The 15,013-nt window shown below is 72.8% G+C and carries 12 protein-coding genes; 3 read left to right on the top strand and 9 right to left on the bottom strand.

Annotated features, from left to right (window positions below; all coding sequences use genetic code 11):
- Nucleotides 1-32: 32 nt before the first annotated feature.
- Nucleotides 33-419: an NYN domain-containing protein gene (locus tag KG111_RS05305; protein ID WP_205291726.1), complete on the bottom strand. Its 387-nt coding sequence runs from the start codon at nucleotides 417-419 to the stop codon at nucleotides 33-35.
- Nucleotides 416-2,005, bottom strand: coding sequence for a signal recognition particle protein (gene ffh, locus KG111_RS05300; protein ID WP_205291727.1), 1,590 nt, complete (start codon nucleotides 2,003-2,005; stop codon nucleotides 416-418). The genes KG111_RS05305 and ffh overlap by 4 nt, the downstream gene beginning before the upstream one ends.
- Before the next feature lie 235 nt (nucleotides 2,006-2,240).
- Here ffh and KG111_RS05295 point away from each other — a divergent pair, with 235 nt between their 5' ends.
- Both KG111_RS05295 and KG111_RS05290 read left to right on the top strand, forming a co-directional pair.
- Nucleotides 2,241-4,445 (top strand): carbon starvation CstA family protein, encoded by a 2,205-nt coding sequence (locus KG111_RS05295; protein WP_205291728.1) that lies wholly within the window; start codon nucleotides 2,241-2,243, stop codon nucleotides 4,443-4,445.
- Nucleotides 4,442-4,657, top strand: coding sequence for a YbdD/YjiX family protein (locus KG111_RS05290; protein ID WP_205291729.1), 216 nt, complete (start codon nucleotides 4,442-4,444; stop codon nucleotides 4,655-4,657). Before KG111_RS05295 ends, KG111_RS05290 begins: the two co-directional genes overlap by 4 nt.
- Nucleotides 4,658-4,706: 49 nt before the next feature.
- On the opposite strand, the gene KG111_RS05285 is transcribed toward KG111_RS05290, so the two are convergent.
- From KG111_RS05285 to KG111_RS05275, 3 genes are all read right to left on the bottom strand, one after another.
- On the bottom strand, nucleotides 4,707-6,938 hold the full coding sequence (locus KG111_RS05285) for a [protein-PII] uridylyltransferase (protein ID WP_205291730.1): 2,232 nt from the start codon (nucleotides 6,936-6,938) through the stop codon (nucleotides 4,707-4,709).
- Nucleotides 6,939-7,038: 100 nt separating this feature from the next.
- A complete protein-coding gene (locus KG111_RS05280) occupies nucleotides 7,039-7,377 on the bottom strand; it encodes a P-II family nitrogen regulator (protein WP_205291731.1) in 339 nt (112 codons plus the stop codon).
- On the bottom strand, nucleotides 7,374-8,711 hold the full coding sequence (locus KG111_RS05275; protein ID WP_205291732.1) for an ammonium transporter: 1,338 nt from the start codon (nucleotides 8,709-8,711) through the stop codon (nucleotides 7,374-7,376). The genes KG111_RS05280 and KG111_RS05275 overlap by 4 nt, the downstream gene beginning before the upstream one ends.
- Nucleotides 8,712-8,856: 145 nt before the next feature.
- Between KG111_RS05275 and KG111_RS05270 the strand changes: the two genes are divergently transcribed.
- A complete protein-coding gene (locus tag KG111_RS05270) occupies nucleotides 8,857-9,324 on the top strand; it encodes an SRPBCC family protein (protein ID WP_205291733.1) in 468 nt (155 codons plus the stop codon).
- Nucleotides 9,325-9,326: 2 nt separating this feature from the next.
- Here the strand turns inward: KG111_RS05270 and ftsY are convergent, their stop codons facing one another.
- The 4 genes from ftsY to smc all read right to left on the bottom strand — a co-directional run bounded on the left by ftsY (nucleotide 9,327) and on the right by smc (nucleotide 14,995).
- On the bottom strand, nucleotides 9,327-10,472 hold the full coding sequence (gene ftsY, locus KG111_RS05265; RefSeq protein WP_205291734.1) for a signal recognition particle-docking protein FtsY: 1,146 nt from the start codon (nucleotides 10,470-10,472) through the stop codon (nucleotides 9,327-9,329).
- Between the two features lie 99 nt (nucleotides 10,473-10,571).
- Entirely contained in the window at nucleotides 10,572-10,760 is a 189-nt protein-coding gene (locus KG111_RS05260; protein ID WP_205291735.1) for a hypothetical protein, read from the bottom strand.
- A gap of 156 nt (nucleotides 10,761-10,916) precedes the next feature.
- A complete protein-coding gene (locus KG111_RS05255; RefSeq protein WP_205291736.1) occupies nucleotides 10,917-11,393 on the bottom strand; it encodes an acyl-CoA thioesterase in 477 nt (158 codons plus the stop codon).
- Complete coding sequence (gene smc, locus KG111_RS05250; RefSeq protein WP_205291737.1) at nucleotides 11,390-14,995, bottom strand: chromosome segregation protein SMC; 3,606 nt, start codon at nucleotides 14,993-14,995, stop codon at nucleotides 11,390-11,392. The genes KG111_RS05255 and smc overlap by 4 nt, the downstream gene beginning before the upstream one ends.
- Between the last annotated feature and the right edge of the window lie 18 nt (nucleotides 14,996-15,013).

The following is a 15,013-nucleotide window of genomic DNA, read 5'->3' as shown; positions in this document are numbered from 1 at the left end:
AGAGGGCCCTCAGCGGCTGTGGATGGTCCCGCTCAGAGCCGGGACAGCAGCCAGGTCGGGGACATCGTCGTCGCTCCGACGCCGTGCACCCGGGCGTCCAGCGCCCGGTCGGCGGTGACCACGACGACCCGCGAGCCCGCCTCCACCGCGCGCCGCGTCTCCTCGACGATCGCGGCGTCACCGTCGCGGGCGGCGTGCACCGTGCGGACGTGGGCGTCGCGGCCTGCCCGGACCCCGGCCTTGGCCTGCCCTTCGAGGACCAGCACCACGACGTCCTGGTCGACGTCGGCGACGAGGAGCTCCTCGTGCAGGCGCCGGGCGGCACCGGCCCGGTCCTTCCACCAACCGTCTGGCCGGGCGCCGACGACGTTGGCGCCGTCGACGACCAGGACCGAGCCGGGAGGCTTCCGGGGGCTCACTTCAAGAACTTGGAGAAGTCCTTGGGGAGCTGCAGCTGGTCGGCGGCGGCCTCGTAGTCGATGTCCTCGCCGATGCCGAACGGGTTCGGCTTCGCCTCAGCCGCCTTGGCCTTCGCGGCGGCCGCCTCCTGCGCGGCCTTGGCCGGGTTGCCGGAGCGGCGCTTGCCGCCCTTGCCCTTGGCCTTCGCCTGCTTCTGCTTGGCGTTGAGCCGCTTGCCGCCGCCGGGCCCGCCCATGCCGGGCATCCCCGGCATTCCGGGCATCCCCGGCATGCCGGGCATCCCGCCGCCGCGGGCCATCTGCATCATCATCTTGCGGGCCTCGAAGAACCGGTCGACGAGACCGTTCACGTCGCTGACGCTGCGGCCCGAGCCCTTGGCGATGCGGGCGCGGCGGGAGCCGTCGATGATCTTGGGGTTGGCCCGCTCGGCCGGGGTCATCGAGCGGATGATCGCCTCGATCCGGTCGATCTCGCGGTCGTCGAAGTTCTCCAGCTGCTCGCGGATCTGTCCCATCCCGGGCAGCATCCCGAGGATCTTCTGCATCGAGCCGAGCTTCTTCAGCTGCTGCATCTGCGACAGGAAGTCGTCGAGGGTGAAGTCGCCACCGGTGAGCTTCTGCGCGGCCTTGAGCGCCTCCTCCTGGTCGAAGGCCTTCTCGGCCTGCTCGATCAGGGTCAGCACGTCGCCCATGTCCAGGATGCGCGAGGCCATCCGGTCGGGGTGGAAGACGTCGAAGTCGGTCATCTTCTCGCCGCTGGAGGCGAACATGACCGGCCGGCCGGTGACGTGGCGGATCGACAGCGCGGCACCACCGCGGGCGTCACCGTCGAGCTTGGTGAGGACGACGCCGTCGTACCCGACACCGTCGAGGAAGGCCCGCGCGGTGGACAGCGCGTCCTGACCGATCATCGCGTCGACGACGAACAGGATCTCGTCGGGCTGCACGGCGTCGCGGATGCCGGCGGCCTGCGCCATCATCTCCGCGTCGACACCGAGGCGGCCGGCGGTGTCGACGATGACCACGTCGTGCAGCTTGCGCTTGGCCTCCTCGATCGAGGCGCGGGCCACCGAGACGGGGTCGCCGGTGCCGTTGCCCGGCTCCGGGGCGAAGACCGGGACGCCGACCTTCTGTCCGTTGACCTGGAGCTGCTGCACGGCGTTGGGGCGCTGCAGGTCGCAGGCGACCAGCATCGGCGTCTTGCCCTGCTCCTTGAGCCACAGCGCGAGCTTGGCGGCGAGCGTCGTCTTTCCCGCACCCTGCAGACCGGCGAGCATGATCACCGTCGGGCCGGTCTTGGCGTAGCGCAGCCGGCGGGTCTCCCCGCCGAGGATCGAGATCAGCTCGTCGTTGACGATCTTGACGACCTGCTGGGCGGGGTTCAGCGCACCGCTGACCTCCTCGCCGCGGGCGCGCTCCTTGACGGCGGCGACGAAGTCCTTGACGACCGGCAGCGCGACGTCGGCCTCGAGCAGCGCGATGCGGATCTCGCGCGCGGTGGCGTCGATGTCGGCCTCGGACAGCCGGCCCTTGCCGCGAAGGTTCTTGAAGGTCGCAGTGAGGCGGTCAGACAGTGTGGCGAACAAGAGCGTTGCGTCCTCGTGGGTCGTCGACTAGGTGATCGGGGGTGATCGGTCGATCCCGGGGGGATCGGCGGCGAGATCGATGGATGGCTCGTCGATCCCTGATCGTAACCGTCCCTGCTCCTAGGGCTGGCGTCTGCGGTCCCCTCGGCCGGGTACCGCACCGTGGTCAGCATGCGGTGCACGTGCTCGGGTCGCGGCCGAACAGGCGCGGCTCGCGGGGTCAAGGAGGATCCTCATGGCGACCACCACACCTGCTCCCGGCTCCGGCCCCGCACCCGCCTCCGGCGGGTCCGGACGGCGCCGGCCGTCGCCGGCCTCGATCGTGACCTGGACGGCGGTGGCGCTCGTCGGCGCGGTCTGCTGGACGGTCCTGGCTCTTTCGCGCGGCGAGGAGGTCTCCGCGCTGTGGATCCTGTTCGCGGCGCTGTCGTCGTACGCCATCGCCTACCGGTTCTACGCCCGCTTCATCGCCCGCAAGGTGCTCGAGGTCGACGACACCCGGGCGACGCCGGCCGAGCGGCTGGAGAACGGCCAGGACTTCGACGTTACCGACCGGCGGGTCCTCTTCGGACACCACTTCGCCGCCATCGCCGGGGCCGGGCCGCTCGTCGGGCCGGTGCTCGCCGCGCAGATGGGCTACCTGCCCGGCACGATCTGGATCATCGTCGGCGTCATCCTGGCCGGCGCCGTGCAGGACATGATGGTGCTGTTCTTCTCGATGCGCCGCGACGGCCGCAGCCTGGGCCAGATGGTGCGCGACGAGATCGGCGTCGTCGGCGGCACGGCCGCGCTGATCGCGGTGTTCGCGATCATGATCATCATCCTCGCGGTGCTGGCCCTCGTCGTGGTCAACGCGCTGGCCGAGTCGCCGTGGGGCGTCTTCTCGATCGGGCTCAGCATCCCGATCGCCCTGTTCATGGGCTGCTACCTGCGCTTCCTGCGCCCGGGGCGGGTGCTGGAAGCGACCGGGATCGGTGTCGTCCTGCTGCTGCTCGCCATCATCGCCGGCGGCTGGATCGACGACACCGCCCTGGGCGAGTCGCTGACGCTGTCCCACGAGACCCTCGTGATCTGCCTGGTGGTCTACGGGTTCATCGCCTCGGTGCTGCCGGTGTGGCTGCTGCTGACCCCGCGCGACTACCTGTCGACGTTCATGAAGGTGGGCGTCATCGTGCTGCTCGCCGTCGGCCTGCTGCTCGCCCAGCCGGCCCTGCAGGCCGAGCCCGTCACGAGCTTCGCGCTCGACGGCGACGGCCCCGTCTTCTCCGGCAAGGTCTTCCCGTTCGTCTTCATCACGATCGCCTGCGGCGCGCTGTCCGGCTTCCACGCCCTGATCTCCTCCGGCACGACGCCGAAGATGATCGCCAAGGAGAGCCAGGTCCGGATGATCGGCTACGGCGGCATGCTGATGGAGTCGTTCGTCGCGATCAGCGCGCTGATCGCGGCGTGCGTGATCGACCAGGGCCTCTACTTCGCGATGAACAGCCCCGCCGGCGCCACCGGCGGTACGGCGGCCTCGGCGGCGGAGTTCGTCGCCGGGCTCGGGTTCACCATCTCCCCCGACGCGCTGACCCAGGCCGCCGCGGCGGTCGAGGAACCGTCCCTGGTCTCCCGCACCGGCGGGGCGCCCACGCTGGCGCTCGGCATCTCCTTGATCTTCAGCGACGCCTTCGGCGGTGGCCTCTCCGCGTTCTGGTACCACTTCGCGATCATGTTCGAGGCGTTGTTCATCCTCACCGCCGTCGACGCCGGCACCCGCGTGGGCCGGTTCATGCTGCAGGACACGATCGGCAACTTCTGGAAGCGCTTCGGCGACACCTCGTGGCGTCCGGCCGCCTGGTCGGCGAGCGCGGTGGTGGTCGCCGCGTGGGGCTACATGCTCTACGTCGGGGTCACCGACCCCCTCGGCGGGATCAACCAGCTGTTCCCGCTGTTCGGCATCTCCAACCAGCTGCTGGCGGCGATCGCACTGTGCCTGTGCGTGACCCTGATGCTCAAGCACGGTCGTGCGAAGTGGGTGTGGGTGCCCCTGGTGCCGCTGGTGTGGGACCTGGTGGTCACGATGACCGCGAGCTGGCAGAAGGTCTTCTCCGACGACCCTGCGATCGGCTACTTCGCCCAGGCCGACCGCTACCGCGAGGCCCGTGACGCCGGGGAGCTGCTGGCGCCGGCGAGCGACGCCGGCCAGATGGACCAGGTGGTCACGAACTCGACCACCAACGGGGTGCTGCAGCTGGTCTTCGCCCTCCTCGTCATCGTGGTCGTCGCGAACGCGATGGTCGTGTGGGTGCGCGCCCTGCGCGCCGGCGGCCTGCCCACCACCGAGGTGCCGCACACGCCGTCGCAGATCGTGGCTCCGTCCGACTTCTTCGCCACCGCCGACGAGAAGGCGGCGATGGCCGAGTGGGAGGCCTCGCGCCGCACGGAGGGCGTGCGATGACGATGCAAACCGCCCGACCCGAGCGCTGGACGACGCCCCGACGGTGGGCGGCCGGGCTGCGCTGGTACCTGCGCGAGTTCACCGGCGAGGCGCGGTGGGACGAGTACGTCGCCCGCTGCGCCGCCGAGGGCAGCGAGCCGATGTCGCGCCGGGCCTGGGAGCGCCACCGCGCCGACGCCCGCGAGCACGCCCCGCAGTCGCGTTGCTGCTGAGCCGCGGCAGCGGTCGCGGCCGGGGTATCGGCAGGGGTATCGGCAGGGGTCAGGTGCGCTCGCTGATCGCCGCGCGGACGGCGTGTGCCGCCTGCGCGGCCCGGGTCTCCGCGAGTGCGCCGGCGTGCGCCTCCTGCACGTAGAAGACGTCCACCGCTTGGGGGCCGAGGGTGGAGATGTGGGCGGAGCGCACGGTCATCTCCAGCGCGGCGAGGGCGGCGGTGACCTGGTAGACCACCCCGAGCCGGTCCGCAGCCCGGACCTCGATGACCGTGGCCTGGTCACTGGCCTCGGGCCGCACGACCACCGTGGGGGCGAGCTGGTCGGCCGGCCGCTCCCGGGGCGCGAGCCGGGTCGCCGGGTCGACGCGGCCGGCACCGATCGCCTCGAGCTGGTCGCGCAGCGCGCGGGGGTCGAGGTGGTCGTCGGCGACGTCCCAGACCGAGACGCCGTGCTCGCCCTGCGACCAGACCCGGGCGGCCCGCACCGAGACCCTGCGCAGCGCGAACGCCGCGGCGACGCCTGCCAGCAGGCCGATGCGGTCAGGGGCCACGACGGTGACCCGGGAGCCGTCGGGCACCCGCTCGACCTCGACCGCGAGCTCTCCGGCGAGCGCGGCGGGCGGCACCTCGATCTCCTCGCCGCCGAGCGGGGGCGGCACGGCGCCCTGCAGCAGGGAGGCGCGTGCCCGCCGAGCCAGGTCCAGCACCAGGCCGGCCCGCCATGACGTCCAGGCCTTGGTGGAGGCCGCCTTGGCGTCGGCCTCGGTCAGCGCGGCGAGCAGGTCGAGCGCCTCGGGGGTGCTCACGTGCTGGGTGAGCGCCTCGATCGTCGCCGGGTCGTCCGGGTCGCGGGTGGTGGCCACGTCGGCCAGGAGCAGGTGCCAGCGCACCAGCGTCGCGATGAGCTCGACCTCTTCGGGGCCGAATCCCATGCGCCGTGCCACCTCGCGGGCGATCGGGGCACCCGCCACGCTGTGCTCGGTCAACCCGCCCTTGCCGATGTCGTGCAGCAGCGCCGCGACGACCAGCACGTCGGGACGCGACACCTCACGGATCAACGCCGCGGCCTCGATGCAGGTCTCCACCACGTGCCGGTCGACGGTGAACCGGTGGATCGGCGAGGCGTGCGGCAGCAGGCGGATCCGCTCCCACTCCGGCAGCACCCGCTCCAGCGCCCCGGTCTCGTCCAGGGTCTCCCACACCGGCAGCAGGCCCGGTCCGGAGGCGAGCAGCCGCACCATCTGCTGCCGCGCCTCCTGCGGCCACGGCTCGGGCAACGCCGGGCACTCCCGCACGAGCCGGGCGGCGGTGGCCGGGGCCAGCACCAGGTCGCGGGTCGCGGCCTCGGCGGCGGCCCGCAGCAGCAGCACCGGATCGCTCGCCGGGCGGGCGCGCCGCTCGAGCACGACCTCGTCCCGGGCGGCGGCCACCCCGGGCGCGAGCGGCACCAGCTCGGGTCGGCGCGGCCGGTTCGCGGGCGAACGGCGGAGCACGTCGTCGGCCCGGCGCCATGCCAGGCGCGAGAGGTGGGTGACGCGCCGGCCCAGCTCGCGGACGTGACGCTGTGCCTCGAGCTCGCCGGGAAGGCCCAGCCTCTCGGCCAGGGGCTCCCAGTGCTCGGGGGCGATGCGGTCGGTGCCGCGGCCGGCGACCTCGTGCAGCACGTCGCGCACGTCCAGCAGCTGGTTGCGGCAGCGCTCGAGGTCCGCGGCGGGCACGTCGACCAGCCAGGTGGCCGCGAGGCCGCGCAGCACCGTGGCGTCGCGCAGCCCTCCGGCGGCCTCCTTGAGGTCCGGCACGGAGAGGTGCGCCAGCTCCCCGACGGTGCGGTGCCGTCCGACGACCAGCTCGCGCAGCTCGGGCAGGCGACGCCGGGCCTGCCGGCGCCACTGTGCGAGCAGCGTCGTGCGGGTCCGCAGCGCAAGGTTGGTGTCACCCGCGACGTGCCGCATGTCGAGCAGCCCCGCCGCGACGCGCAGGTCCTTCTCCGCGGCGGTGAGCATCTCCGCGCTGGTACGCACGGCGTGGTCGAGCTTCCAGCCCGAGTCCCACAGCGGGTACCAGACCCGGCCCGCGAGCGCGGCCAGCTCGGTGTCGTCGTACCCCTCGTCGGCGACGAGGACCACGTCGAGGTCGGAGAACGGCGCCAGCTCCCGGCGGCCGTAGCCGCCGACGGCGACGAGCGCCACCCCGGCCTCGGGAGCCCCCGCCTCTTCGAGGGCGCGGGCACACAGCGCGTCGGCGGCGGTGGTGCGCTCGGCGCGGTCAGCAGCGGTCATACGGTGGTCCAGGCTCCGTCCGGCTCAGTCGCGTCCACATCGCTGGGTCGGTGCGGCCGAGGGCGCCGGCGGGGCCGGCGGCCGGGTGGCCGCCGGCTGCTCAGAGCGCCTCGGCGTCCTTGTCCCCCGTGCGGACCCGGACGACGGTCTCGACCGGGCTCACCCAGACCTTGCCGTCGCCGATGCGTCCCGTGTGCGCGGTCTTCGTGATGATCCCCACGACGTCCTCGGTGTCCGCGTCGTCGACGACGATCTCGATCCGGATCTTCGGCACCAGCGCGATGTCGTACTCCGCGCCCCGGTAGACCTCGGTGTGGCCCTTCTGGCGGCCGTAGCCGCTGACCTCGCTGACGGTCATCCCGGTGACGCCGAAGGTCTCGAGCGCCTCGCGGACGTCCTCCCACTTGTGCGGCTTGATGACTGCGGTGACCAGCTTCATGCGCTTACCTCCGATGCGGTGGACGTGTTGAGGACGGAGGCGCGACGGGCTCCCCCGCCGGCGCCGAGGTCGTAGGCGGACTCGCCGTGCTCGATGAAGTCGATGCCCTCGACCTCATCCTCCTCGGCGAGCCTGATGCCCATCGTCGCCTTGAGGCCAAACCCGACGACCAGGGTGGCGAGGCCGGACCAGACCATCGCGAACACCGCGACGGCGGTCTGGACCGCCAGCTGCTCGGCTCCGCCGCCGGTGAACAGGCCGCCCTCGTTGGCGGCGAGGAAGCCGACACCGATGGTGCCGACGAGGCCACCGACCAGGTGCACCCCCACGACGTCGAGCGAGTCGTCGTAGCCGAACCGGTACTTCAGGCCGACCGCCAGCGCGCACAGCGCACCGGCGACGACGCCGAGGACCATCGCGCTCCAGGGGACGAGGTTGCCGCAGGCCGGGGTGATGGCGACCAGACCCGCCACCACGCCGGAGGCGGCACCCAGCGAGGTGCACTTGCCGTCGCGCAGCTTCTCGACCAGCAGCCAGCCCAGCATCGCGGCGCAGGTGGCCAGCGTGGTGTTGAGCCAGACCAGACCGGTCTCGGTGGTGTAGTCGTCGAGGTTGACGATCGAGCCGACGTTGAAGCCGAACCAGCCGAACCACAGCAGGCCGGCACCGATCATCGTGAGCGTGAGGTTGTGCGGCTTCATCGGCTCCTTGCCGAAGCCGATGCGCTTGCCGAGCAGCAGCGCGAGGACGAGACCGGCGACGCCGGCGTTGATGTGCACGACGGTGCCGCCGGCGTAGTCGATCGGCGCGAAGCGGGCCACGCCGTCGCCGGCGAACATCAGGTCGGCCAGGCCGCCCTCGACGCCGCTGAGGAAGCCCCCGCCCCAGACCATGTGGGCCAGCGGGAAGTAGGACAGGGTGGCCCAGATCGGCAGGAACACCAGCCAGGCGGAGAACTTCATCCGGTCGGCGACGGCGCCGCTGATCAGGGCTGCGGTGATCACCGCGAACGTGAGCTGGAAGGCGACGAACACGTAGTTGGCCGGGTCGGTGTTCCCCAGGCCGAACTGGGCGAACGGGTCGGCGAAGAGGCTGCCGACCTCGTTGCCCCTCGCTCCGTCAGCATCCGCGAAGACCGAGCTGTAGGACATGGACCAGCCCCACAGCGCGTAGACGATCCCGATCACCGCGAGGGCGCTGAACGACATCATCATCATGTTGAGGACGGACTTGGTCCGGCTCATCCCGCCGTAGAAGAGCGCCAGGCCGGGCGCGGTCATCAGCAGCACCAGCGAGGCCGACACCAACATCCAGGTGTAGTAGCCGTTTTCCATGGCCGGAACATTGCTCCCCGTTGATTTCGACGGGTCCGGGCTCGGGTTACGCACACGTAACGAGTTCGCCGATCGCGTTACGGAAAGATGACGCACTCGGGCGTGGCCCGGGTCGTGCTCTGGAGTCGCCTGCTTCGATGAGGGCGTGCCCCGCGTCGCCGCCGAGACCTTCGTGCCCGTGGACCCCGACCTCGCCTTCGCCGTCTCCCAGACGACCGGAGAGCTACGACGTCGGTGGGACCCCTTCATCCGCCGTCAGGAGCTGCTGGACGCCGCGACGGCCCCGGCCAAGGGGGTGCGCACCCGCACCTGGGCTCGACTGGGCCCCCGGATGGACAGTGAGTACGTCTCCTACCGGCCCCCGACCTCGGTCGGGATGACGATGGTCCGCGGCCCCTGGTTCTTCGCCTCGTTCGGCGGCGGCTGGCGCTTCGAGGCCGTCGAGGGCGGCACCCGGGCACGGTGGAAGTACACGTTCACGACCCGTCCGGCGTGGTTGAGCCCGGTCGCGGATCGGATCGGCACGTGGCTGCTGGGCCGCGAGATCGAGGCACGGATCCGCGCCTTCGCGCGCGCCTGCGAGGACCCCGAGGTGCTCGCAGCCGTGCGCTGAGATCAGCTCAGCAGGGCGTCCACGAAGGCGGCGGCGTCGAACGGCGCCAGGTCGTCGGGGCCCTCCCCGAGACCGACGAGCTTGACCGGGACGCCCAGCTGACGCTGGACGGCGACCACGATGCCGCCCTTGGCGGAGCCGTCGAGCTTGGTGAGCACGATGCCGGTCACGTCGACCACCTCGGCGAACACCTTGGCCTGGATCAGCCCGTTCTGGCCGGTGGTGGCGTCGAGGACGAGGAGCACCTCGGTGACCGGGAGCTGCTTCTCCAGCACCCGCTTCACCTTGCCGAGCTCGTCCATCAGCCCCTGCTTGTTCTGCAGCCGGCCGGCGGTGTCGACCACGACGGTGTCGACGCCGTCCTCGATACCGGTGCGGACGGCGTCGAAGGCGACGCTCGCCGGGTCACCGCCCTCGGGCCCGCGCACGACCTCGACGCCGACGCGCTCGCCCCACGTGCTGAGCTGCTCGGCGGCCGCGGCCCGGAAGGTGTCCGCAGCGGCCAGCAGCACGCTGCGCTCGTCGGCGACGAGGATCCGGGCGATCTTGCCGACCGTGGTGGTCTTGCCGGTGCCGTTGACGCCGACCACGAGGACGACGCCCGGTGCGCCGTCGGCGCCGGAGACCTGCAGGCTGCGGTCCATCGTCGGGTCGACGAGGGCGATCAGCTCCTCACGGAGCACGGCGCGCGCGTCGGCGGCACCGCCCTCGACCCGCAGGCGCTCGCGCAGCCGCTCCACCAGCTCCTGGGTCGGACCGACCCCGATGTCGGCGCCGATGAGGAGGTCCTCGATGGCCTCCCAGGTGTCCTCGTCCAGCTTGTCCCGGCTCAGCAGGCCGAGCAGCCCACGGCCCAGCGCGTTCGAGCCCGCGAGCCGCTGGCGCAGGCGCACCAGGCGCGAGGACGCCTTCTCGGGCCGGTCCAGCGTCGGCGCGGCCGGCTCGACCGGCGTCTCGACCGGGGCCTCGGGAGCCTCGGTGGTGTCCGCGGGAGCCGGTGGCGTCTGCTGCGGGCGCGGCGGAGCCAGCACGTCGGTGGACGCACCGGGCAGGTCCCGCTTGCTGCCTCGGACCCGGGTGGTGACGAGGCCGACGAGCGCGATGACGCCGAGGACGGCGATGCCGATGACGAGGTAGAGCCACTCCATGTCGCCATCCAATCACCGCCGCCTGGCGGCGGTGACCGGCGGGTACGTCGGCAGGCGTGACGGACCCGCGCCGAGCCCGAGGCTCGGCGCGTCAGCAGCTCAACGCAGCCGGATCAGGTCCCGCTCGTCGTCCTCGATGACGGGAGCGGCGCCGGCAGCCCGCTGCATGGCCTTGCCCAGCCACGGGAGGCCAGGAACCTGCTCCCCCCGGTGCGGGTAGGCGACGTAGACCACGACGAGACCGGCGACCAGGAGGGTGACGACGACGGCGACAGTGACGACCAACAAGTTCGACTCCTCCGAGCAGGGATCGGTCCTTGCCCTCCATGGTGCCCCTCGACCCCGAGGAGCGCGACCGCACCCCCGGGACCGACGCGTGGCTCTCCCCTGCTAAGGGGATGGGATCGCAGGACCGGCGGCCGAAGGACGCCGACGACGCGCCGCTCAGTCGAGCAGCAGCGGTGCGACGGCGCTCCGGATCGCCTCGGGCACCGCGGTGACCGGCCGGTCGGGGGCGCTGTTGTCGACGTACACGTGCACGAAGCGGCCCTCGGCGCTGGCCAGCGCACCCTCGGCGTCGGGGTCCCCCTGGAACAGCCCGACCCGGTAGATCACCGAGGAGGTGCCGAGCCGCTCGACCGCGAGCCCCATCTCGATCGGACGCGGGTAGCCCATCTCGGCGAAGTAGCGGCACGACACCTCCGCGACCACGCCGATCGCGGGCAGCCGGCGGATGTCGGTGCCCGTCGCCTCGGCGAGGTGGACGTTGACGGCGGTGTCGATCAGGTCGAAGTAGCGCGCGTTGTTGAGGTGGCCGTAGACGTCGTCGTCGGACCACCGCGTGGTCGCCGTGCGCCAGTGCCGGTACGACGAACGGTCCGGTCGGCTGCGATCAGGTCGGCTTCCCTCAGGGGCACTCATGCCGGCTCATCCTGCCGCAGCCGCTGGCTGATCACCGTCGAGACACCGTCGCCGCGCATCGTGACGCCGTACAGGGCGTCGCCGACCTCCATGGTCCGCTTCTGGTGGGTGATCACGAGCAGCTGGGAGCTCTCCCGCAGCTCCTCGTAGATCTCCAGCAGCCTGCCGAGGTTGGTGTCGTCCAGCGCGGCCTCCACCTCGTCGAGGATGTAGAAGGGCGAGGGGCGGGCCTTGAACAGCGCCACCAGGAACGCGACGGCGACCAGGGACCGCTCGCCGCCGGAGAGCAGCGAGAGCCGCTTGACCTTCTTGCCCGGCGGGCGGGCCTCGACCTCGACGCCGGTGGTGAGCATGTCGGAGGGGTCGGTGAGCACGAGTCGACCCTCGCCGCCAGGGAAGAGCCGGGCGAAGGTGGCGTCGAAGGCCTTGGTGACGTCGGCGTAGGCCTCGGTGAAGACCTGCTCGACGCGGACGTCGACGTCCTTGACGATGTCGAGCAGGTCCTTGCGGGTCGCCCGCAGGTCCTCCAGCTGCTCGGAGAGGAACTGGTGGCGCTCCTCCATCGCGGTGAACTCCTCCAGCGCCAGCGGGTTGACCCGGCCGAGCTGGGCGAGCGCGCGTTCGGCCGAGCGCAGCCGCTTGGCCTGCTCCTCGCGGACGTAGGGCACGGTCCGCGGCTCGTCGGCCTCGGGGTCGTCGGCGTCATCTGGGTCGGCGGGGTCGTCACGGCCGGCCTGGGTGGGCGCCTGCAGCACCGGCACCGGCTGGTCCGGCCCGTAGTCGGCGACCAGCGCGGCGGGCTCCAGCCCGAGCTCCTCGAGCGCCTTGGCCTCCAACTGCTCGATCCGCATCCGCTGCGCCGCGCGCGCCATCTCGTCGCGGTGCACCGAGCTGACGAGCTCGGCATGCTCGGCGCCGAGCTCACGCAGCGTCTGCCGCACACCGAGCAGCTGCTGCTCACGGCCGCGCCGGGAGTCCTCCACCTCGCGCCGGCGCTCGGCGGCGGCCTCGACCGAGACCTCGAGCCGCGCCAGCACCTGGCCGGCGGCGGCCTCGACCGCGGCGCCGGTGCGCCCCTCGGCGATCAGCCGCTCACGGCGCTCGGCGGCACGAGCGCGGGCCTGGCGCTCGGCCGCCGCGGTGCGCCGGATCTGCTCGACCCGGCCGTGCAGGGCGCGGGCGCGCTCCTCGGAGGTGCGCAGCGCCAGCCGGGCGTCCATCTCGGCCTGCCGGGCGGCGCGGGTCTCCTCGACCAGCCGCTCCTGCTCGGTGGTGTCGGGGTCCTCCTCGGAGTCCTGCTCGGCGGCGGCGAGCCGCTGCTCGAGCTCGGCGAGACCGACCAGGGCCTGCTCACGGGAGCTCTCCGCCTGGGCGATGGCCTCGGTGAGCCGCTCGGCCTCGGCGCGTGCTGCACGGGCCAGCGAGCCGTGCTGGCCGAGCTCCTCGGCCACCGCGGCGAGGGTGGCATCCGACTCGTGCAGGCGGGCGAGGGCGACGTCGACGCGCTGCTGGGCCTGCGCCCGCTCGGTCTCCAGCCGGGACAGGTCGAAGGCGAGGCGTTCGGCGGAGGCGACCGCCTCGGCCAGCGCCTCGGTCGCCTCGTCGACGGCGGCCTGGATCTCGATCAGGCTCTGGGTGGCGTTGGAGCCGCCGGCGGCGAAGTGGGCGCCGAGCAGGTCGCCGTCGCGGGTCACCGCGACCACGTCGGACGCCTCGGCGACCAGCGCTCGGGCGGCGGGCAGGTCGTCGACGACCGCGACCTTGCGCAGCAGCCGGTCCACGGCGGGCCGGATGTGCTCGGGGCACTCCAGCACCGTCGCGGCGTACGACGTCCCGGGCGGCAGCACGGGCCAGGAGCCGACGTCCTCGGCCGCTCCCCCGCCGAGCAGCAGGCCTGCGCGACCGAGGTCGTCGGCCTTGAGGTGGTCGATGGCGGCCACCGCGGTGTCGGGGTCGTTGACGGCGACGGCATCGGCGGCCGCGCCCAGCGCCGCGGCGACGGCGGCCTCGTAGCCGGAGCGGACGCTGACCAGCGCCGCCACGGAGCCGAGCAGCCCCGAGATCCGGTCGCTCGCGGCGAGCAGCGCCCCGGCGCCGTCCTTGCGGGACAGGCCGAGCTCGAGGGCCTCCTTGCGGGCGCTCAGCCCGGCCCGGTCCTGGTCGGCCTGTGCCGCCTCGGCGCGCAGCTTGGTGAGCCGATCGTCGAGGTCGTCGAGCGCGGCGACCGCTGCCTCGTGCTCGGCGTCGAGGCCTTCCTCGCCGGCGTCGAGCCCGGCCACCTTGGTCTCCAGGGCGGTGAAGTCGCGCTGGGCACGCTCGGCGCGGGCGACGGCGTCGTCGCGGGCGGTGCCGAGGCGGCCGATCTCCTCGGCGGCGGCGTTGGCCCGCGAGCGCAGCGTGTTGACCTGCCCGTGCAGCCGGGCGAGCCCTTCGCGCCGGTCGGCGGCGGCGCGGAGCAGCCCGGCGACGCGCCGCTCCTCGGCGGCGGCGGCCTCCTCGGCGGCGCGACGCCGTGCGAGGGCCTCCTCCAGGGCGCGCTGCTGGTCAGCGACCAGGGCGACGATCTCGGCCTCCTGCTCGGCGAGCCGGGCGGCCTCGGCGTCCAGCTCGTCGGGGTCGCGCGCGGAGCCGTCGAGCTCGCCCTCGACCTCCACGCCCGCGGCGTTGCGCACCCGCTCGGCAGCCAGGCTGCGGGTGCCGCGGAACCGCTCGCGCAGCGCACCGAGAGCCGAGAGCGTCTCCTGGGCCGCGGACAGTGCCGGCAGGTCCTCGCGCAGTGCCGCCTCGAGGGCGGACTCCTGCTCGCGGGCGGCGGCGAGGGCGGCCTCGACCTCCTCGCGCCGGGCCAGCAGCACGCTCTCGTCGGCCAGCTCCTGCTCGAGCGCGGTGGTGGCGGTGACGAGGTCGTCGGCGAGGAGGCGGGCCTTCGCGTCGCGGACGTCGGCCTGCACGGTCGCGGCGCGCCGGGCCACCTCTGCCTGACGGCCCAGCGGCTTGAGCTGGCGGCGGATCTCGGCGAGCAGGTCGTTGAGCCGGTTGAGGTTGCCCTCGGTGGAGTCGAGCTTGCGCAGCGCCTTCTCCTTGCGCTTGCGGTGCTTGAGGACGCCGGCGGCCTCCTCGATGAACCCGCGACGGTCCTCCGGCGTCGCGTGCAGGATCTGGTCGAGCTGGCCCTGGCCGACGATGACGTGCATCTCCCGGCCGATGCCGGAGTCGCTGAGCAGCTCCTGGACGTCGAGCAACCGGCAGGTGGTGCCGTTGATCGCGTACTCCGAGCCGCCGGTGCGGAACATCGTCCGGCTGATGGTGACCTCGGCGTAGTCGATCGGCAGCGCGCCGTCGGAGTTGTCGATGGTCAACACGACCTCGGCCCGCCCCAGCGGGGGCCGGTCGGCGGTGCCGGCGAAGATGACGTCGTCCATCTTGCCGCCGCGCAGGCTCTTGGCGCTGGCCTCGCCCATCACCCAGGCGAGGGCGTCGACGACGTTGGACTTGCCGGAGCCGTTGGGTCCGACGATGCAGGTGATGCCGGGCTCGAGCTGCAGGGTCGTGGCGGAGGCGAAGGACTTGAACCCCTTGAGGGTCAGGCTCTTCAGGTACACGGTGTCTCCCCGGCGTCG

Origin of the sequence: Nocardioides faecalis (genome assembly GCF_018388425.1) — a bacterium.
Lineage (GTDB): Bacteria > Actinomycetota > Actinomycetes > Propionibacteriales > Nocardioidaceae > Nocardioides > Nocardioides faecalis.
Note: the sequence above shows the minus strand (reverse complement) of the source record. Positions and strands in the feature narration are given on the sequence as shown.